The sequence below is a fragment of the Streptomyces sp. NPDC051913 genome (assembly GCF_044593635.1).
In the GTDB taxonomy this organism is placed as follows: Bacteria; Actinomycetota; Actinomycetes; order Streptomycetales; family Streptomycetaceae; genus Streptomyces.
This window is the reverse complement of the sequence record NZ_JBIUCI010000001.1, coordinates 719,703-738,146: the sequence shown is the minus strand read 5'-3', so window position 1 is coordinate 738,146 and position 18,444 is coordinate 719,703. Positions and strand designations below refer to the sequence as shown.

Genomic DNA, 18,444 nt, shown 5'->3' with positions numbered 1-18,444 from the left:
GAGATCGATCATTTGTACGTCCCGCACCCCGGGGGCAGGGACGCCCCACCGACAGCTGTCATACGGAGAACGCCATGACCCGCACTCCCGTGAACGTCACCGTCACCGGCGCGGCCGGCCAGATCGGTTACGCCCTGCTCTTCCGCATCGCCTCCGGCCAGCTGCTCGGCGCGGACGTGCCGGTCCGCCTGCGCCTGCTGGAGATCACCCCGGCGCTCAAGGCCGCCGAGGGCACCGCGATGGAGCTGGACGACTGCGCGTTCCCGCTTCTGCAGGGCATCGACATCACGGACGACCCGAACGTCGCCTTCGACGGCACCAACGTCGCCCTCCTCGTCGGCGCCCGCCCGCGCACCAAGGGCATGGAGCGCGGTGACCTCCTGGAGGCCAACGGCGGCATCTTCAAGCCGCAGGGCAAGGCCATCAACGACAACGCCGCGGACGACATCAAGGTCCTCGTCGTCGGCAACCCGGCCAACACCAACGCCCTGATCGCCCAGGCCGCCGCCCCGGACGTACCGGCCGAGCGCTTCACCGCGATGACCCGCCTCGACCACAACCGCGCGCTGACCCAGCTCGCGAAGAAGACGGGCACCACGGTCGCCGACATCAAGCGCCTGACCATCTGGGGCAACCACTCGGCCACCCAGTACCCCGACATCTTCCACGCCTCGGTCGCCGGGAAGAACGCCGCCGAGGTCGTCAGCGACGAGAAGTGGCTGGCCGAGGACTTCATCCCGACCGTCGCCAAGCGTGGCGCCGCGATCATCGAGGCGCGCGGTGCCTCGTCGGCGGCCTCCGCCGCGAACGCCGCCATCGACCACGTGTACACGTGGGTCAACGGCACCGCCGAGGGCGACTGGACCTCCATGGGCATCCCGTCGGACGGCTCCTACGGCGTCCCGGAGGGCCTCATCTCCTCCTTCCCGGTCACCACCAAGGACGGCGTCTACGAGATCGTCCAGGGCCTGGACATCAACGAGTTCTCCCGCACCCGCATCGACGCCTCCGTCGCCGAGCTGGCGGAGGAGCGCGAGGCGGTTCGCGCGCTCGGCCTCATCTGAGCCACGCGCTTCGCGTAACAAGCCTGCACGGGCCCTGTTCCGGTTTCTTCCGGGGCGGGGCCCGCGCCCGTTTTCACCGCTACCGTCAAGAACGTTACCCGCCAAGGTGATTCGGGGGGTTCGCGATGAACAGCGGATGGCACGGGAACGGTTACAGCTCGGGTTCCGACGAGCACGAGCCCAGCGAGGACAGCGGCCAGGCGGCCTGGGGAGCACAGGGGCAGGACGGTGGCGGCGCGCTGCCGCCGTGGGCGTCGGCGGAGACGCAGACGTCGTACACCCCGCCGTGGGCCACGCCTCCGCCGCAGCCGCACGGGCCCCCGCCCCAGCCGTACGTCACCCCGCCCCAGCCATATGTCCCGCCGCCGCCTCCGCCGCCTCCCGGCGGCCCGCGCCGTCTGCTGGTGGTCCTCACCGTGATGGCCGTGCTGGGCTCGGGAGCCGGGGCCGGTGTCTGGTTCCTGACCCGCGACGGCTCGGTGGGTGCCGGTGCCACCCCGGAACCGAGCGTGGTCGTCACGACGTCCGCGTCGACGTCGGCGCCGGCGCCGGCGCCTCCGGAGGCCACCCCCTCGGTGACGACGTTCGAGTCGCCTCCGGCGTCACCGAGCCCCGCGGCCGGCTACCGCCTCGCCGAGGACCCGGTCGGCTACACGATCGTCGTCCCCGAGGGCTGGACCCGCAGACAGAAGCAGGGCGAGAAGGCCGCGGTGGTCTTCTACGACGCCCCGGACGACGGCCGTCAGCTGCAGATCTTCCGGCTGGCCGAGGACAGTCCCGCCGAGTCGCTGCGCCAGGCCGAGAACGACCCCGGCTTCGGTTTCGCCCGCCAGCCCGGCTACCAGGCCCTCGAACGGGGCGAGGACACCACCTGGTCCGAGCTCACCTACCGCTACGACGACGAGGACAAGGGCGCCCGCCAGGTGATCGACCACCGTTTCGAGGCGGCCGACGGCACCCTCTACGCGATCCGGGCGAGCGGCCCCGAGGACCTGTCTCCCGCGCAGGTCCGCGAACCGCTCTCCATGGCGCTGAGCTCGTTCTGCCCCACAGGGCAGGAGTGCGCGTAGGCGTACGGGTACGCCGGGATCTCCGTGTGGTCCGTCACGCGTTCTCCAACTCCTGCTGGAGCTTGCCCACGTCCACCGACTCGTCGGCGGAGGGTGTGGCCGTCGGTACCGGCTTGTCGTAGTCCGTGAAGGTCAGGGTCAGGTCGGTGCCGCCGCCGCGCTGGGTGGCCTTCACCAGCCGGTGCGGGGCGTCCGAAGTGACGTACAGGACCGCCTGCTTGCCGTCCTCCACGCCTTTGAGCGGGATCACCTTCGTCCCGTCCACGGTCGTCTCGGTGCCCTTCTTCAGGGTCGACGCCTTGTCGTCGCCCGCGACCTCCTTCTGGAAGGAGGTCAGATCGCAGGTGTCGGCCATGCCCTTGAGCATGGCGTCCTTCGTGGAGCCGTGGATGTAGCGGTTCTTGAACAGCTCGGCCACCGCGTCGCCCTCGCCGCCGGGCACCTGTGCCTTCCAGAAGTCGGCGTCCGGCTTCATCCACACCTCGGCGCCCTGCTTGACGATCTCCACGCTGCCGCCGTGCGAGCCCATCGTCATGGAACCCACGCAGTTGCCGTGCTGGTCGAGGGCGAGGTCCATCGAGGCGGGCCGGGTGGTGCTCGCCCGGGTGTCGGTGCTGCGATCGGTCAGCTTGAGATGGACGGACTTCGTGTCGAGGAGGTGGTCCTTAGCCTGGTCGGCGAGTTGCCGCGCGGTCAGGTCGTCGCCGTCGTCGCCGTCCGCGGCGATCAGGACCGGCGAGAGGAGCAGAACCGCCGCCGCGCATATCAGCGCCTTGCCTGCCATGCGCCACCTCCGTGATCGGCGCCACACTGCGGAGCATCTCTCAGCGTACGATTTGCCCCATTTACCCGCATGTTCAGTGACGCGGGGCACTTTCAGGCACCGATTGCGCATGCAACGCGAGGGCGGGGGCAGGTGCTGACGGTCCCGGTGAGTGACACCTGTGTGACTCAGGGGAACCGAACTGGAACGGAAGGCGACAGCGAGCATGGCAAGGCAGCACGAAGAGCGGACGATCCACGTCGACGGAACATGGCGGGACGCGGTCTCCGGAGCCACCCGCGAGATCCTCGACCCCGCGGACGCCCGGCCCTTCGCCGTCGTCGCCGAGGGAGACGAGAAGGACACCGACCTCGCCGTGGCCGCCGCCCGGCAGGCCTTCGACCACGGTGACTGGCCACGCACCCCGGTCGCCGAACGCGCCGCCCTGCTCTACCGCGTCGCCGACCTCCTCATGCGCGACCGCGAACGGCTCGGCCTGCTGGAGAGCCGCGACGCGGGCAAGACCCTCGAAGAGGGCCGCGTCGACATCGACTGTGTCGCCGACGCCTTCCGCTACTTCGCCGGGCTCGTCGCCGCCGAGGCCTCCGGCCGGGTCGTCGACGCCGGCTCGCCCGACGTCCACAGTGTCGTCGTGCACGAACCGGTGGGGGTCTGCGCCCTCGTCACCCCGTGGAACTACCCGCTCCTCCAGGCCAGTTGGAAGATCGCCCCGGCGCTCGCCGCGGGGAACACCTTCGTCGTCAAGCCCAGCGAGATCACTCCGCTGACGACCGTCGCGCTGATCGAACTGCTCGCGGAGGCCGGTCTCCCGGCCGGGGTCGCCAACATCGTCACCGGGCCCGGCGCCTCGGTCGGCGCCCGGCTCGCCGAGCACCCCGACGTCGACCTCGTCTCCTTCACCGGCGGCCTGGTCAGCGGCACCAAGGTGGCCCAGGCCGCCGCGCCCTCGGTCAAGAAGGTCGCGCTGGAACTCGGCGGCAAGAACCCCAACGTCGTCTTCGCCGACGCCTGCGCCACCGAGGAGGGCTTCGACACCGCCGTCGACCAGGCCCTCAACGCGGCCTTCATCCACAGCGGCCAGGTCTGCTCGGCGGGCGCCCGCCTCATCGTCGAGGAGTCCGTACGCGAACGCTTCGTCGCCGAACTCGCCGACCGGGCGGGCCGGATCAGGCTGGGCCGCGGCACCGACGACGGCGTCGAGTGCGGCCCCCTCGTCTCCGAGCAGCAGCGAGCCAAGGTCGAGGCGTACGTCGCCTCGGCACTCGCGGAGGGCGCGGTGCTGCGCACGGGCGGCAAGCGGCCCGAGAGCCTGGACGCCGGGTATTTCTATGAGCCGACCGTCCTCGACGCCTGCCACCGCGAGATGAGGGTCGTACGCGAGGAGGTCTTCGGCCCGGTCCTCACCGTCGAGACCTTCCGTACGGAGGACGAGGCGGTCTTCCTCGCCAACGACACCGAGTACGGCCTCGCCGGCGGCGTCTGGACCGCCGACGCGGGACGCGCCCGCCGGGTCGCCGGCCGGCTGCGCCACGGCACCGTCTGGATCAACGACTTCCACCCCTATCTCCCGCAGGCGGAGTGGGGCGGCTTCGGCAAGAGCGGCGTCGGCCGTGAGCTGGGCCCCGCCGGGCTGGCCGAGTACCGCGAGACCAAGCACATCTACCAGAACCTCGCGCCCAAGCCCGTCCGCTGGTTCGCCGGCTGAACGGCCCGAGACCGTCGCCTGGTTCGCCGGCTGACCCCCGCCCTCCCCCCCACCTTCCAGGAGCAACCCCCATGCACCACAAACACGAGTACGACTATGTCGTCATAGGCGGCGGCACGGCCGGTTCCGTCATCGCCTCCCGGCTCACCGAGAACCCGGACGTCACCGTCGCCGTCATCGAAGGCGGCCCCAGCGACGTCGACCGCCAGGACGTCCTCACCCTGCGCCGCTGGATGGGCCTCCTCGGCGGCGACCTCGACTACGACTACCCGACGGTCGAGCAGCCACGCGGCAACTCCCACATCCGGCACAGCCGTGCTCGCGTCCTCGGCGGCTGTTCCTCCCACAACACCCTCATCTCCTTCAAGCCGCTCCCGTCCGACTGGGACGAGTGGGAGGCGAACGGCGCCAAGGGGTGGGGCGCGGTGCCGATGGAGGCGTACTACGCGCGGCTCCTCAACAACATCGTCCCGGTCGACGAGAAGGACCGGAACGCCATCGCCCGCGACTTCGTCGACGCCGCGCAGAAGGCGACGGGCGTCCCGCGCGTCGAGGGCTTCAACCGACGGCCCTTCAACGACGGCGTCGGCTTCTTCGACCTCGCCTACCACCCCGAGAACAACAAGCGGTCCTCGGCGTCCGTGGCGTATCTGCACCCGGTGATGGACGAACGCCCCAACCTGACGCTCCTGCTGGAGACCTGGGCCCACCGGCTCGACCTGGACGGCACACGCGCGCGGGGCGTCCACGTCCGCGCCAAGGACGGCGAGGAGTTCGTCGTACGCGCCCGCAACGAGGTGCTGCTGTGCGCGGGCGCCGTCGACTCGCCCCGCCTGCTCCTGCACTCGGGCATCGGTCCCGCGCGCGACCTGGAGGCCCTCGGCATACCCGTCGTGCACGACCTGCCGGGCGTCGGTGAGAACCTGCTCGACCACCCCGAGTCGGTGATCGTCTGGGAGACGAACGGCCCCATCCCGGAGAACTCCGCGATGGACTCCGACGCGGGCCTGTTCGTCCGCCGCGACCCCGAACACGCGGGCCCCGACCTGATGTTCCACTTCTACCAGGTCCCCTTCACCGACAACCCGGAACGGCTGGGCTACGAACGCCCCTCCCACGGCGTCTCGATGACCCCCAACATCCCCAAGCCGAGGAGCCGCGGCCGCCTGTACCTGACCAGCGCGGACCCGTCGGTCAAACCGGCCCTGGACTTCCGCTACTTCACGGACGAGGACGACTACGACGGCCGCACCCTGGTCGACGGCATCCGCATCGCCCGCGAGATAGCGCGCACCGAACCACTGGCGGGCTGGCTCAAGCGCGAGGTCTGCCCCGGCCCGTCCGTCACCAGCGACGACGACCTCAGCGAGTACGCCCGCAAGGTCGCCCACACCGTCTACCACCCGGCCGGCACCTGCCGCATGGGCGCGCTCGACGACGAACTCGCCGTGGTGGACCCAGAGTTGCGCATCCGGGGCCTTGCGGGCATCCGAATCGCCGACGCGTCGGTCTTCCCGACGATGACGGCCGTGAACCCGATGATCGGGGTGCTCATGGTCGGTGAGAAAGCCGTGGACCTGATCGGAGGCGGTGCGTGATGAGCGAAACCCCTGTCTTCTCCGTGAACGGGCTCTGGAAGGTCTTCGGCCCCAAGGCCGACAAGGTCCCCACCGACCCCGAACTCGCCGCCCTCGACCCCGCCGACCTCCGCGCCCGCACCGGCTGCACCGCCGCCGTCCGGGACGTCTCCTTCGACGTGCGCAAGGGCGAGGTCTTCGTGGTGATGGGCCTGTCCGGGTCCGGCAAGTCCACGCTGGTGCGCTGTCTGACCCGGCTCATCGAGCCGACGGCGGGCACCCTCGCCATCGACGGCGAGGACGTCCGCGCCATGGACCGGTCCCGGCTGCGCGAACTGCGCCGCCATCGCGCCGCGATGGTCTTCCAGCACTTCGGTCTCCTGCCGCACCGCACGGTCCTCGACAACGTCGCCTACGGCCTGGAGATCCAGGGCATGGGGAAGGCGGAACGCAGGGCGCGGGCGGCGGAGGTCGTCGCCAAGGTGGGCCTGGAGGGCATGGAGCAGCGCAGGCCGAGCCAGCTGTCCGGCGGCCAGCGCCAACGTGTCGGTCTCGCCCGGGCGCTGGCCGTGGACCCCGAGGTCCTCCTCTTCGACGAGCCCTTCAGCGCGCTCGACCCGCTGATCCGCCGGGACATGCAGGAGGAGGTCGTCCGTCTGCACCGCGAGGAGGGCCGCACGATGGTCTTCATCACGCACGACCTGAGCGAGGCCCTCAAACTCGGCGACCGCATCGCCCTCATGCGCGACGGCAAGGTGGTCCAACTGGGCACCCCGGAGGAGATCGTGGGCTCCCCGGCCGACGACTACGTCCGCGAGTTCGTCCGTGACGTACCGAGGGAGCAGGTCCTGACGGTACGCACGGCGATGCGGGCGGTGTCGGACGGCGACGCGGGCAAGGGCCCCGCCGTCCCGCCGAACGCCACGGTCTCGGAGGCGATCGAGGCGGTGGCCCGGGCGGGCGAGCCGGCTCGGGTGGTGGACCAGGGGCGGTGCGTCGGAATGGTGGACGCGGACGGGCTGCTCGGGGTGGTGGCCGGTACGGCCAAGGAGGCGGTCTGATGGCTGCGATCACCGTCTTCTCCCCGCGTACCGTGCCCGCCGTCCTCAGGCACCGTGCCGTCCACAAACTCGCGCTGCTGGCCCTGGCCGCCGCCGTCCTCGTCCCGCTGGCGACCGCCCGCTGGGCCGGCGGCGCATGGCCGGACGCCCTCACCGTCGACCTCTCCGACCCGCTCACCCGGGTCAGCACCTGGATCGTCGACAACCGCGACACCCACCCCCTGTTCCTCTACTTCTTCGGCCACATCAGCAACGCGGTCGTCCTCTCCGTACGCGCCGTCTACCTCGTGCTGCTGGCGGCCGGCTGGGCCGGCGTGACGGCCCTGAGCGCCCTGGTGGCCTGGCGGGTCGCGGGTCTGCGCCTCGCCCTCGGCACCGTGGCCGCGTTCCTCACCTGCGGCCTCCTCGGCATGTGGGTGCCGACGATGCAGACCCTCGCCCTGATGGTCGTGGCCGTCGCCGCGTCCGTCGCCGTAGGAGCCGTCCTGGGCCTCGCCGCCGGTCTGAACGACCGCCTCGACCGCGCCCTGCGCCCGGTCCTCGACACCATGCAGGTCCTCCCGGCGTACGCCTATCTCCTCCCTGTCGTCCTGGTCTTCGGCATGGGCGTCCCCGCCGCCGTCCTCGCCACCGTCGTCTACGCCGCCCCGCCCATGGCCCGCCTCACCGCGCTCGGCCTGCGCGGCGCCGACAAGGAGGTGCTGGAGGCCGTACGGTCCCTCGGCGCGACCGCCCGCCAGCGACTGCTGACCGCCCGTGTCCCACTGGCCCGCAAAGAGCTCCTCCTCGGCCTCAACCAGACGATCATGATGGCCCTGTCGATGGCGGTCATCGCGTCGGTCATCGGCGCGGGCGGCCTCGGTGACCGCGTCTACCAGGCCCTCGCCTCCGTCGACGTCGGCGCGGCCCTCGCCGCCGGCATCCCGATCGTGCTGCTGGCCGTCGTACTGGACCGGGTCACCGGAGCGGCGGGCGGCGGCTCGACGCCCCCCTCGCAGACGCGCCGCCGGGCATGGCCGTACGCCCTCGTCGCCGCCCTCGCGATCGCCGTCGCCGCACGTCTCATGGGCCGCCTCGACTGGCCCGACGCCTGGACCGTGCCGATCGCCGAGCCGGTCAACCGCACCGTCGACTGGATGACCGACCACCTCTACTCCGGCGTCCCCGTCGTCGGCGGCACCGCCGACTGGGCCGCCCACTTCACCACGTGGGTCCTCAACCCGCTCCGGGACGGACTGACCTGGCTCCCCTGGTGGTCGATGCTGCTCCTGGTCGCGACCCTCGCCTGGCTCATCGGCACCTGGCGCACCGCGCTCACCGCGGTCCTCGCCATGGCCGCGATCGGCGTCCTCGGCGTCTGGACACCGGCGCTAGACACCCTCTCCCAGGTCCTCGCGGCCGTCGCCGTCACCCTGGTCATCGGCTTCGCGACCGGTATCGCGGCGGCCCGCAGCGACCGCCTCGAACGGGCCCTGCGCCCCGTCCTGGACGTCTTCCAGACGATGCCGCAGTTCGTCTATCTGATCCCGGTCGTCGCCCTGTTCGGCGTCGGCCGCGCCCCCGCCGTCGCCGCGGCCGTCGTCTACGCGCTGCCCGCCGTCGTCCGCATCACCACCCAGGGGCTGCGCCAGGTCGACCCGGCGGCGATGGAGTCGTCGAGCTCGCTCGGCGCGACGAGCTGGCAGCAGCTGCGCCAGGTCCAGCTCCCGCTCGCCCGCCCGGCTCTGCTGCTCGCCGTCAACCAGGGCGTGGTCCTGGTCCTCGCCGTCGTCATCATCGGCGGCCTGGTCGGCGGTGGCGCCCTCGGCTACGACGTCGTCTTCGGCCTCGCCCAGGGCGACCTCGCGACCGGTCTGGTGGCCGGCGCCGCGATCGTCTGCCTCGGCCTGATGCTCGACCGGGTGACCCAGCCGACGGACCGCCGAACGAAGAAGGGAGCGTGACATGCGCATCCGTACCCGTATGTGTGCGACCGCCGCGGTCGCCTCGCTGCTGCTGCTCACCGGCTGCGGCGCCGCCGACATGACCCAGCAGTCCTCGCCCTTCGCCCATGCCCAGGGCGCGAAGACGGTGACCCTCTCCGTCCAGTCCTGGGTCGGCGCCCAGGCCAACGTGGCCGTCGCCCAGTACCTCCTGGAGCACGAGCTCGGCTACCGCGTCGACACCGTCCAGGTCGACGAGGTCCCCGCCTGGGACGCGCTCAGCCAGGGCCGGGTCGACGCGATCCTGGAGGACTGGGGCCACCCCGAGCAGGAACAGCGCTACGTCGACGACAAGAAGACCATCACGCGCGGCGGCGAACTCGGCGTGACCGGCCACATCGGCTGGTACGTCCCCACGTACTTCGCCAAGCAGCACCCCGACGTCACCAGCTGGAAGAACCTCGACAAGTACGCCGACCTCATGCGCACCGCCGAGAGCGGCGGCAAGGGCCAGCTGATGGACGGCTCACCGTCGTACGTCACCAACGACAAGGCGCTGGTGAGCAACCTCGACCTGGACTACCAGGTCGTCTTCGCCGGCTCCGAGGCCGCCCAGATCACCCAGATCAAGCAGTTCGCCAAGGAGAAGAAGCCCTTCCTCACCTACTGGTACGCGCCGCAGTGGCTCTTCGAGAAGGTCCCCATGACCGAGGTGAAGCTTCCCGCCTACAAGGAGGGCTGCGACGCCGACCCCGCGAAGGTCGCCTGCGCCTATCCGCACACCCCGCTGGAGAAGTACCTCAACTCCGACTTCGCCCGCTCGGGCGGCTCGGCGGCGGCCTTCCTGAAGAAGTTCAAATGGACGACCGAGGACCAGAACGAGGTCTCCCTGATGATCGCCGACCAGAAACTGTCACCGGAGGAGGCGGCGCGGAAGTGGGTCGAGGGCCATCGGTCCACATGGCGGGCGTGGCTCTCCTGAACGCCCCTGTTGGTGATCTGTTGTCTTGTCGGAGATCCGTCGAGAGGGCGTCGGGAATCCGCACCGGAGCCTCCGGCCGGCAGATGAGCAACGGCAGGGTCTACCGCACGCCGGAGGTCCGCTTCTGATGCCGGGGCTGGGCGGAGTCAGCGCATCTCCTCCATCAAGTCGTGGAGGATCGCCCCCGCCCGCCGCTGAAAGCCCGGCCCGAACGTGATGCGGGTGGCCCCGAGTTCGCCCAGCTCGGCGGGCGAGGGGCCCGTACCGACCTTCGCGAACACGTTCACCGGCCCATGGATCCCGGACCGCAGCAGGGGCAGTACGTCCGCCGGGGCGCCGATCGGATACACGCAGTCGGCGCCCGCTGCGGTGTACAACGCGGCCCGCTCGATGGCCCGTTCGGGATCGTCGACCCCGCGCAGGAAGGTGTCGATACGCGCGTTGACGAAGAGCCCGTCCCCGGCCGCGTACCGCACCTCGGCGAGCCATTCGGCGTGCTGGTGCGGGTCCTTGAGGACACCCCCGTTGGAGTCCTCAAGGTTGCAGCCCACGGCACCCGCCTCCAGCAGCCGCTCCACCAGCTCCTTGGGAGCCAGCCCGTACCCGTCCTCGACGTCCGCGGACACGGGCACGTCCACGGACCGGGTGATCCTTGCCACCGCCGCGAACATCTCGTCGGCCGGCGTCTCCCCGTCCTCGTAGCCCAACGAGGCGGCGACCCCCGCGCTGGGCGTCGCGAGCGCCGGGTAGCCGGCCTCGACGAACACCCGGGCGCTGGCCGCGTCCCAGGGACCCGGCAGGACGAGCGGGTCGTCGACGGCCCGGCGCCGATGGAGCCGCTGGAAGATCTCGACCTTGCTCATCTCGGGTGACCCTCCGACGCTCATGCTGTGTAACCCCCCGGCGGGATACGGCGGCTCACCATCACCCGGTTCCAGTTGTTGATGGCGACGATCAGACCGACCAGATGGGCGAGCCGGCTCTCGTCGAAGTGCTTGGCCGCCGTCGCGTACACCTCGTCCGGCACGAAACCTCCCCCAGAGCCGAAAGCCTGGGAGGTGCCCCCGGTCAGGACGGTCACCGCCTCCGTCAGCGCGAGCGCGGCCCGCTCCCGCTCGTCGAAGACCCCCTCGGCCTCCTCCCAGGCGGCCAGCAGATCCAACTGCTTCTCCGGCACCCCGTGTTGACGCGCGATCGTCAGATGCATGTCGAGACAGAACGCGCAGTGGTTGAGCTGCGAGGCCCGGATCACGACGAGCTCCGCCAGCGCGGGATCCCCGAGACCTCTCTTCGCCGCGGCGCTCAGCGTGGACATGGCCTGCGCGACCTGCTTGTCCAACAGCCGCGTACGCGCCGTCACTTGTGCCCCGGCTGGTAGTGCCCGGGAACCAGCCGGCAGGTCACTCCGAACCGGTTCCACGCGTTGATCACCGTGATCGCGGCGATCAGCTGCGCCAGCTCGGCCTCCTCGAAGTGCGCCGCCGCCCGCTCGTACACCGCGTCCGGCACGAACCCGTCGGTGAGCACGGTCACCGCCTCCGTCAGCGCCAGCGCCGCCAGCTCCCGCTCCGTGTAGAAGTGCTCCGACTCCTCCCACGCGCTCAGCTGCACGATCCGCTCGACGCTCTCGCCCGCCGCGAGGGCGTCCTTGCTGTGCATGTCGACGCAGAGCGCGCAGTGGTTGATCTGCGAGGCGCGGACCTTCACCAGCTCCAGCAGCTTCGGGTCGAGGCCCTTCCGGGCGGCGGCGTCGAGCCGGACCATCGCCTTGAAGACCTCGGGAGCCTGCTCGGCCCAGGCCAGCCGTGGGGTGTGCGCGGGGGCGTAGCCCACGGTGCCGGTTCCTTGATCGGTGGGGGTCCTGTCGTCGGTGTGCGTCGTCATGTCCTCGACCCTAGATTCGAGGCAGCCCACCGGTATGGTCCATTCCCATGGCGAAATCATGGGCCACTTTGGGCGTCGACCTCCACCTGGAACCCGCCGGCCCACACCTGCGCCGGGGCCTGACCGACGCCCTGCGCGAGGCGGTCCGCACCGGCCGCCTGGCCCCGGGCACCCGGCTGCCCTCGTCCCGCACCCTCGCCACCGACCTCGGCATCGCCCGCAACACGGTCGCCGACGCCTACGCCGACCTGGTCGCCGAGGGCTGGCTCACCGCCCGGCAGGGCTCGGGCACGAGGGTGGCGGAACGCACGGTGGCCGCCCCCTCCGCCGCCCCGGGCGGCCCCGGCCCCCGGGCGCCGCACCGCCCCGCCCACGACTTCCGCCCCGGCGCCCCCGACCTCGCCGCCTTCCCGCGCGCCGAGTGGCTCAAGGCGGCCCGCCGCGCCCTCCTCACGGCCCCGAACCACGCCCTCGGCTACGGCGACCCGCGAGGCCGCATCGAACTGCGCACCGCCCTGGCCGACTATCTCGCCCGCGCCCGCGGCGTCCGCACCGACCCCGACCGCGTCCTGGTGTGCTCGGGCATCGCCCACGGCCTGCGCCTGCTGGGCACGGTCCTGCGGGCCCGCGGCGTCCGTACGGCCGCTGTCGAGTCGTACGGCCTCGACGCGCACTGGAACCAGCTGGTCGGCGCCGGCCTGCGCACCCCGCCGATCCCCTTCGACCGCCTCGGCACGAACCCGGCCGACCTCGGCGACGCGGGTGCTCTGCTGCTCACCCCCGCCCACCAGTTCCCGATGGGCGTCCCCCTCCACCGGGCCCGCCGCACCGCGGTGGTCGAGTGGGCCCGCCGCACCGGCGGCCTGATCCTGGAGGACGACTACGACGGGGAGTTCCGCTACGACCGCCAGCCCGTCGGCGCCCTCCAGGGCCTGGACCCCGACCGTGTCGTCTATCTCGGCACGGCCAGCAAGTCCCTCGCCCCCGGCCTTCGCCTCGCCTGGATGGTCCTGCCCCCGTCCCTGGCGGCGGAGACGGCGGCGGCCAAGGGCAAGGTGGACACCTCCAGCGCCCTCGACCAGCTGACCCTGGCCGAATTCATCACCTCCGGCGCCTACGACCGCCATGTCCGCGCCTCCCGCCTGCGCTACCGCCGCCGCCGCGACGCCCTGCTCACCGCCCTCGCCGCCCAGGCCCCCGACGTCCACATCACCGGCATCGCCGCCGGCCTCCACGCCGTCCTGCGCCTCCCGCCCGGCACCGAACACTCCGTCGTCCAGTCCGCGTCCTGGCAGGGCGTCGCCCTCCACGGCCTCTCCTACTTCCGCCACCCCGAAGCAGCCCCGGACGGCCTGGACGCCCTGGTCGTCGGCTACGGCACCCCACCGGACAGCGGGTGGACGGGGGCCCTGGAGGCCCTGTGCAGGGCGATGCCGTAGGGGGTGCCCGCGGGTCGAGGAAGCGGCGCCGGAGGAGCCGCACCCGGGGCGGTCACCCAGAGGCCCCCGCACCCCTCACGCTGTCCGCACCCTCCCCGGCCCCACCCCCGGAGGCAGGTGCCTCACCGAAGCGGGCCAGGCCCAGCGCCCCCGCGACCGCCACCGCGAACCCCAGCACCGCCAGCCACCCCAGCCCCTCCCGCGTACGGTCCCCGAGCCACACCACCCCCACCAGCGCCGGCCCCACCGTCTCGCCGATCACCATCGCCGCGGTCGCCGTCGTCACCGACCCCCGTTGCAGTGCCGAGGTCAGACACAGGAAAGCGGCACCCCCGCCGAGGAGCAGCGCGTACGTCGCCGGATGCGTGAGCAACGAGGACAGGGCGAGGGAGTCGATCAACCGCACCGCCACCTCGACCACCCCGAACCCGACCCCCGCCCCGAGCCCGAGCACCAGCGCCCGCGAGCGCCCCGCCAACCGCCCCCCGGCGAGCCCGAGCAGCAGCACCCCCACGGCCACTCCGAGCATCACCCACTTCAGCGCCGGCGGCCCGTCCAGATCCCCCTCCGTCCCGGACGCGACCCCCAACATGGTGAGCCCGGCACACACCACCCCCACCGCCCCCCACTCCGCCCCGCTCAACCGCACCCGCAGCAACCGCGCCGCGACCACCGCCGTCACCGCGAGACTCGACGCCAACGCCGCCCCGACCGCGTAGATCGGAATCGACCGCAACGCCACGATCTGCAGCACGAACCCCAGCCCGTCCAGCCCGAGCCCGGCCAGGTACCGCCACTGCCGTACCGCCCGCAGCAGCAGCGCCGCCTCCCCGCCGGAACCGTCGGGCGTGCCCGCCGCCCGCGCGGCGACCGCCTGCAACACCGTCGCCGTACCGAAACAGACCGCCGCACCCAGCGCGCACACCATCCCAAAGAGCACAAAGCGACTGTAGGGGAGGCGTGAAGACGGACGGGGTGCCCGCGCGAGCACTCTCACCGATCTCTAGGCTGACCGCCGGACAACAGCTTCGAGGCACCACGGGGAGACGGGGAACATGGCGGAAACTCGGCGACGGCTGCGCTCCAGCACCGTCGTGCTCGGCGGCATGGGAGTCGTCGCGGCGGCACTCACCTCCTGCGGCTCGGACCCCGACCGCCGCTGCGTCGACCGCGACAGCTACACCTACGAGGGCTACAAGGTCGTCGCTGACAAGAACTGCAACTCCGGCAGCTCCGGCTCCTCGTCCTCCTCCGGCAAGGGCGGCAAGAAGAAGACCGGCACCGGCAAGAGCGCCGACGCCGCCTGGTACTACGACGCCGATGTCAGCAACGGCCGCGCCGACTTCGGCACCTTCAGCAAGAGCGAGGCCGTGGACCGCGGCGGCTTCGGCTGCTCCGGCGGCAGCGGCGGCGGCTGAGCACGGACCCCGCCCCGGAGAGACGCCATGGAACGCCGCACCATCGAACCCCGCCCCGGCTGGCAGCAGACCGTCGAGGAACAGGGCCTGATCTACCCGCTCACCCGCTACCCCGACGACTCCCTGCGCCCCTACTGGGACGAGAGCGCCTACTACGCCTTCTCCCTCGCGGAGGTCGAGGCCCTGGAGGACGTCGTCGAGGAACTCCACCGCATGTGTCTGGCGGCGGCGGACCACATCGTCACCGCGGACCGCTTCGCCGACCTCGGCATCACCGACCCGCGCGTCGCGGACGCGGTCGCCGAGGCCTGGCGCCGCCGCGCCGAACTCCCCTCTCTCTACGGCCGGTTCGACCTTCGCTACGACGGCACCGGCCCGGCCAAGCTGCTGGAGTACAACGCCGACACCCCCACCTCCCTCGTCGAGGCCGCCTCCCCGCAGTGGTTCTGGATGGAGGAGCGCTTCCCCGGCGCCGACCAGTGGAACTCCCTCCACGAACGCCTCGTCGCCGCCTGGAAGAAGCAGGCCGCGCTGCTCCCGCCGGGCAGCCCCCTCTACTTCGCGTACTCCTCCGCCGACGAACTCGGCGAGGACCTCATGACCGTCGCCTACCTCCAGGAGACCGCCGACCAGGCCGGCCTCGACACGGCCTGGATCTCCGTGGAGGAGATCGGCTGGGACTGGCTCTCCGGCCGCTTCGTCGACCAGCGACTCCGCTTCATCCGCAGCTGCTTCAAGCTCTACCCGTGGGAGTGGCTGACCACCGACCGCTTCGCCGACCACGTCCTCGCCACCCTCGACAACGGCGGCGGCACCGGCACCACCCTGTGGATCGAACCCGCCTGGAAGATGCTCCTCAGCAACAAGGCACTTCTGGCCATTCTCTGGGAGCTCTACCCCGGCCACCCGAACCTCCTCCCGGCCTATCTCGACGGACCCAGGGAGCTGGCGACGACGGCGGGCTACGTCGCCAAACCACTGCTCGGCCGCGAGGGCGCGGGCGTCACCGTCCACGCACCGGACAGCGCCGGTAACCTCCCTGCCCTGCGCGAAGAACCCTGCTGCTACCAGGAGTTGGCGCCCCTGCCCGATTTCGACGGCAATCGCGTCGTCCTGGGCGCCTGGGTCGTCGAGGACGAGTCGGCCGGCCTCGGCATCCGTGAGTCGGCCGGACTGGTGACCGACGAATACGCGCGCTTTCTGCCCCATGTGATCCTCTGACGCGACAGAATGATCGGCCCACAACCAACGAAGAGGGGCGATCGGTGGGCGACACGGCCACGATGGAGAGCGGATACGTCTTCGACCCGTCCTGGGAGCGGGAGCACGGGCGGTTACTGGCCCTGGAGGAGATCTACGACGACCAGAGCCGCCACCGCCTGACCGAGCTGGGAGTCGAAGAGGGCTGGCACTGTCTGGAGGTGGGCTGCGGCGCCGCCAGCATCGCGCGCTGGCTGGCCAAGCAGGTCGGCGCCGCCGGGCGCGTGCTCGCCACCGACCTGGACACCCGCTTCGCCCACGACCGCGGTCTGTCCAACCTGGAGATCCGCACCCACGACCTCCTCACGGACGAACTCCCCGCCGGCGCCTTCGACCTCGTCCACGCACGGGCCGTGGTGGAGCACCTGCCCGACCGCGACGAGGCACTGCGCCGCCTGGCCGCGGCGACCCGCCCCGGCGGCTGGGTGGTCGTCGAGGACTTCGACATCGACGGCCCGATGTACCCGGCCGCTGCCCGCTACTACCCGCCCGAGCACCTGGAGTTGGCCGAACGCCTCGGCCGCGCACTCCGCGCCGCCTTCGGCGCCGCCGGGGTCGACCCCGGAACGGGCCGCCGACTGCCCCAGGCCCTGACGGACGCCGGACTGACCGAGATCGGCGCACAGGTCCACGCCCCGGTCCTCACCGGCGGAGCCGCCGCCTTCTTCCCCCTCACCCTGCGCTCACTGCGCCCCCGGCTGCTGGCCACGGGCGAGGTCAGCGACGCGGACATCGAGGAGGTCATCACCCTGACAAAGAGTCAAGGCACCACCTACATCCCCAACTTCATGGTCATCGCCTGGGGTCGCAAGCCCTTCTGACCCGAGGCCGAAACCTCCACCCGGATCCGCTCCTCACGGGCCGGGGCGAGCCCCCAGCACCGCCCGCACCTGGTCCAGTCCCCAGTCCAGGTCCTCCTCGCTGATCACCAGGGGTGGAGCGATGCGGATCGTCGCGCCGTGGGTGTCCTTCACCAGCACGCCGCGGTCCATCAGCTTCTCGGACACCTCCCGGCCGGTGCCATGGGCGGGGGCGATGTCGACGCCAGCCCAGAGGCCGCGGCCGCGTACCGCGGTGACATGGCCGGTGCCGGACAGGGTGTTCAGTTCGCGGTGCAGATGGGCGCCCAGCTCCGTGGCCCGCGCCTGGTACTCGCCGGTGCGCAGCATGGCGATCACCTCCAGCGCGACCGCGCAGGCCAGGGGGTTTCCGCCGAACGTCGAGCCGTGGTCACCGGGCCGGAAGACGCCGAGGACCTCCGCGCTCGACACCACCGCCGACACCGGTACGACCCCGCCGCCCAGCGCCTTGCCGAGGACGTACATGTCGGGCACCACGTTCTCGTGCTCACAGGCGAACGTCCGACCCGTGCGGCCCAGCCCCGACTGGATCTCGTCCGCGATGAACAGCACGTTCCTCTCGCGCGTCAGCTCCCGGACCGCCGGGAGATAGCCGGCCGGCGGGACCAGGACGCCCGCCTCACCCTGGATCGGCTCCAGCAGCACGGCCACCGTGTTCTCCGTGACCGCCGCACGCATCGCCGTCGCGTCCCCGTACGGCACGATCTCGAACCCCGGTGTGTACGGGCCGAAGTCCGCCCGCGCCTCAGGGTCGGTCGAGAAGCTGATCAGCGTGGTCGTACGGCCGTGGAAGTTGTTGCCCGCCACCACGATCTTCGCCATCTCCGCGGGCACGCCCTTGACCCGGTACCCCCACTTCCGCGCGGTCTTCACCGCCGTCTCCACCGCCTCCGCGCCGGTGTTCATCGGCAGCACCGTCTCCATCCCGCACAGCTCGGCGAGCTCCGCGCAGAACGCGGCGAACCGGTCGTGATGAAACGCCCGGCTCGTCAGCGTCACCCGCTCCAGCTGAGCCTTCGCCGCCTCCACGAGACGCCGGTTGCGGTGACCGAAGTTGAGCGCCGAATAGCCGGCCAGCAGATCCAGATACCGCCGCCCTTCCACGTCCGTCATCCACGCCCCGTCCGCCGTGGCCACCACCACGGGCAGCGGACGGTAGTTGTGCGCACTGTGGGCCTCGGCCGCGCCGATGAGCCTCTCCGTCGCGTTCACGAGCACTCCCAGGGGTGAGGTGGCCCCCTTCCTATCGTCGCTCGCATGGTGGACGCGGGACCTCCGTCGTCCGGCGCGCCCGGTAGGCTGACCGGCAGGCCGTGACTGGCGCGCTGGGATGGGACGGACCATCGGGGAGCGGCCTGGGAATGACCGAGTGCCGTGCGCCTGGGCCGAACCGTGAATCGTGACCGCAACCCGCCACG

The 18,444-nt window shown here is 71.6% G+C and carries 17 protein-coding genes and 1 riboswitch; of the genes, 11 read left to right on the top strand and 6 right to left on the bottom strand.

Annotated elements, in window-relative coordinates; translation table 11 throughout:
* Window positions 1-74 precede the first annotated feature (74 nt).
* Window positions 75-1,064 (top strand): malate dehydrogenase, encoded by a 990-nt coding sequence (locus ACIHIX_RS03420; RefSeq protein ID WP_399949209.1) that lies wholly within the window; start codon window positions 75-77, stop codon window positions 1,062-1,064.
* Between the two features lie 125 nt (window positions 1,065-1,189).
* On the top strand, window positions 1,190-2,134 hold the full coding sequence (locus ACIHIX_RS03415; protein ID WP_399949208.1) for a hypothetical protein: 945 nt from the start codon (window positions 1,190-1,192) through the stop codon (window positions 2,132-2,134).
* 34 nt (window positions 2,135-2,168) lie between these two features.
* Here the strand turns inward: ACIHIX_RS03415 and ACIHIX_RS03410 are convergent, their stop codons facing one another.
* Complete coding sequence (locus ACIHIX_RS03410) at window positions 2,169-2,918, bottom strand: hypothetical protein (RefSeq protein ID WP_399949206.1); 750 nt, start codon at window positions 2,916-2,918, stop codon at window positions 2,169-2,171.
* Between the two features lie 205 nt (window positions 2,919-3,123).
* Between ACIHIX_RS03410 and ACIHIX_RS03405 the strand changes: the two genes are divergently transcribed.
* The 5 genes from ACIHIX_RS03405 (at window position 3,124) to ACIHIX_RS03385 (ending at window position 10,165) form a co-directional block, all read left to right on the top strand.
* Window positions 3,124-4,623 (top strand): aldehyde dehydrogenase family protein, encoded by a 1,500-nt coding sequence (locus tag ACIHIX_RS03405; protein WP_399949204.1) that lies wholly within the window; start codon window positions 3,124-3,126, stop codon window positions 4,621-4,623.
* 71 nt (window positions 4,624-4,694) lie between these two features.
* Window positions 4,695-6,221, top strand: coding sequence for a GMC family oxidoreductase (locus ACIHIX_RS03400; RefSeq protein ID WP_399949202.1), 1,527 nt, complete (start codon window positions 4,695-4,697; stop codon window positions 6,219-6,221).
* Entirely contained in the window at window positions 6,221-7,261 is a 1,041-nt protein-coding gene (locus ACIHIX_RS03395) for a glycine betaine/L-proline ABC transporter ATP-binding protein (RefSeq protein WP_399949200.1), read from the top strand. Before ACIHIX_RS03400 ends, ACIHIX_RS03395 begins: the two co-directional genes overlap by 1 nt.
* On the top strand, window positions 7,261-9,204 hold the full coding sequence (locus ACIHIX_RS03390) for an ABC transporter permease (RefSeq protein WP_399949198.1): 1,944 nt from the start codon (window positions 7,261-7,263) through the stop codon (window positions 9,202-9,204). Before ACIHIX_RS03395 ends, ACIHIX_RS03390 begins: the two co-directional genes overlap by 1 nt.
* A 1-nt stretch (window position 9,205) precedes the next feature.
* Window positions 9,206-10,165: an ABC transporter substrate-binding protein gene (locus ACIHIX_RS03385; protein WP_399949196.1), complete on the top strand. Its 960-nt coding sequence runs from the start codon at window positions 9,206-9,208 to the stop codon at window positions 10,163-10,165.
* Between the two features lie 146 nt (window positions 10,166-10,311).
* Here ACIHIX_RS03385 and ACIHIX_RS03380 read toward each other — a convergent pair whose 3' ends face one another.
* Genes ACIHIX_RS03380 through ACIHIX_RS03370 form a run of 3 tightly spaced genes read right to left on the bottom strand, consistent with a single transcriptional unit; the run spans window position 10,312 to window position 12,049 of the window.
* Complete coding sequence (locus ACIHIX_RS03380; protein WP_399950052.1) at window positions 10,312-11,028, bottom strand: isocitrate lyase/phosphoenolpyruvate mutase family protein; 717 nt, start codon at window positions 11,026-11,028, stop codon at window positions 10,312-10,314.
* 20 nt (window positions 11,029-11,048) lie between these two features.
* Entirely contained in the window at window positions 11,049-11,525 is a 477-nt protein-coding gene (locus ACIHIX_RS03375) for a carboxymuconolactone decarboxylase family protein (protein ID WP_399949194.1), read from the bottom strand.
* Window positions 11,522-12,049, bottom strand: a complete 528-nt coding sequence (locus ACIHIX_RS03370; protein WP_399949192.1) for a carboxymuconolactone decarboxylase family protein — start codon at window positions 12,047-12,049, stop codon at window positions 11,522-11,524. The genes ACIHIX_RS03375 and ACIHIX_RS03370 overlap by 4 nt, the downstream gene beginning before the upstream one ends.
* 47 nt (window positions 12,050-12,096) lie before the next feature.
* Here ACIHIX_RS03370 and ACIHIX_RS03365 point away from each other — a divergent pair, with 47 nt between their 5' ends.
* Complete coding sequence (locus tag ACIHIX_RS03365) at window positions 12,097-13,488, top strand: PLP-dependent aminotransferase family protein (RefSeq protein WP_399949190.1); 1,392 nt, start codon at window positions 12,097-12,099, stop codon at window positions 13,486-13,488.
* Window positions 13,489-13,540: 52 nt separating this feature from the next.
* On the opposite strand, the gene ACIHIX_RS03360 is transcribed toward ACIHIX_RS03365, so the two are convergent.
* The gene (locus tag ACIHIX_RS03360) at window positions 13,541-14,416 is read right to left on the bottom strand and encodes a hypothetical protein (RefSeq protein ID WP_399950049.1); all 876 of its coding nucleotides are present in this window, start codon (window positions 14,414-14,416) and stop codon (window positions 13,541-13,543) included.
* Window positions 14,417-14,543: 127 nt separating this feature from the next.
* Between ACIHIX_RS03360 and ACIHIX_RS03355 the strand changes: the two genes are divergently transcribed.
* From ACIHIX_RS03355 to ACIHIX_RS03345, 3 genes are read left to right on the top strand one after another with little or no spacing between them, the layout of a single operon-like run.
* Complete coding sequence (locus ACIHIX_RS03355; RefSeq protein ID WP_399949188.1) at window positions 14,544-14,906, top strand: hypothetical protein; 363 nt, start codon at window positions 14,544-14,546, stop codon at window positions 14,904-14,906.
* Between the two features lie 27 nt (window positions 14,907-14,933).
* A complete protein-coding gene (locus ACIHIX_RS03350) occupies window positions 14,934-16,127 on the top strand; it encodes a glutathionylspermidine synthase family protein (RefSeq protein WP_399949186.1) in 1,194 nt (397 codons plus the stop codon).
* Window positions 16,128-16,171: 44 nt separating this feature from the next.
* Window positions 16,172-16,987, top strand: coding sequence for a methyltransferase domain-containing protein (locus ACIHIX_RS03345; protein WP_399949184.1), 816 nt, complete (start codon window positions 16,172-16,174; stop codon window positions 16,985-16,987).
* 33 nt (window positions 16,988-17,020) lie between these two features.
* Here the strand turns inward: ACIHIX_RS03345 and rocD are convergent, their stop codons facing one another.
* Window positions 17,021-18,238 carry an ornithine--oxo-acid transaminase gene (gene rocD / locus ACIHIX_RS03340; RefSeq protein WP_399949182.1) on the bottom strand — a complete coding sequence of 406 codons (1,218 nt, stop codon included), beginning with the start codon at window positions 18,236-18,238 and terminating at the stop codon, window positions 17,021-17,023.
* Between the two features lie 91 nt (window positions 18,239-18,329).
* Window positions 18,330-18,419, top strand: a riboswitch (ZMP/ZTP riboswitch).
* Window positions 18,420-18,444: the final 25 nt, after the last annotated feature.

Coding starts and splice junctions, on each gene's coding strand:
- ACIHIX_RS03355 (WP_399949188.1), top strand. CDS start 14,544: ATGGCGGAAACTCGGCGACGGCTGCGCTCCAGCACCGTCGTGCTCGGC.
- ACIHIX_RS03420 (WP_399949209.1), top strand. CDS start 75: ATGACCCGCACTCCCGTGAACGTCACCGTCACCGGCGCGGCCGGCCAG.
- ACIHIX_RS03390 (WP_399949198.1), top strand. CDS start 7,261: ATGGCTGCGATCACCGTCTTCTCCCCGCGTACCGTGCCCGCCGTCCTC.
- ACIHIX_RS03360 (WP_399950049.1), bottom strand. CDS start 14,416: ATGGTGTGCGCGCTGGGTGCGGCGGTCTGTTTCGGTACGGCGACGGTG.
- ACIHIX_RS03350 (WP_399949186.1), top strand. CDS start 14,934: ATGGAACGCCGCACCATCGAACCCCGCCCCGGCTGGCAGCAGACCGTC.
- ACIHIX_RS03370 (WP_399949192.1), bottom strand. CDS start 12,049: ATGACGACGCACACCGACGACAGGACCCCCACCGATCAAGGAACCGGC.
- ACIHIX_RS03410 (WP_399949206.1), bottom strand. CDS start 2,918: ATGGCAGGCAAGGCGCTGATATGCGCGGCGGCGGTTCTGCTCCTCTCG.
- ACIHIX_RS03380 (WP_399950052.1), bottom strand. CDS start 11,028: ATGAGCAAGGTCGAGATCTTCCAGCGGCTCCATCGGCGCCGGGCCGTC.
- ACIHIX_RS03365 (WP_399949190.1), top strand. CDS start 12,097: ATGGCGAAATCATGGGCCACTTTGGGCGTCGACCTCCACCTGGAACCC.
- ACIHIX_RS03400 (WP_399949202.1), top strand. CDS start 4,695: ATGCACCACAAACACGAGTACGACTATGTCGTCATAGGCGGCGGCACG.
- ACIHIX_RS03415 (WP_399949208.1), top strand. CDS start 1,190: ATGAACAGCGGATGGCACGGGAACGGTTACAGCTCGGGTTCCGACGAG.
- ACIHIX_RS03395 (WP_399949200.1), top strand. CDS start 6,221: ATGAGCGAAACCCCTGTCTTCTCCGTGAACGGGCTCTGGAAGGTCTTC.
- ACIHIX_RS03405 (WP_399949204.1), top strand. CDS start 3,124: ATGGCAAGGCAGCACGAAGAGCGGACGATCCACGTCGACGGAACATGG.
- ACIHIX_RS03385 (WP_399949196.1), top strand. CDS start 9,206: ATGCGCATCCGTACCCGTATGTGTGCGACCGCCGCGGTCGCCTCGCTG.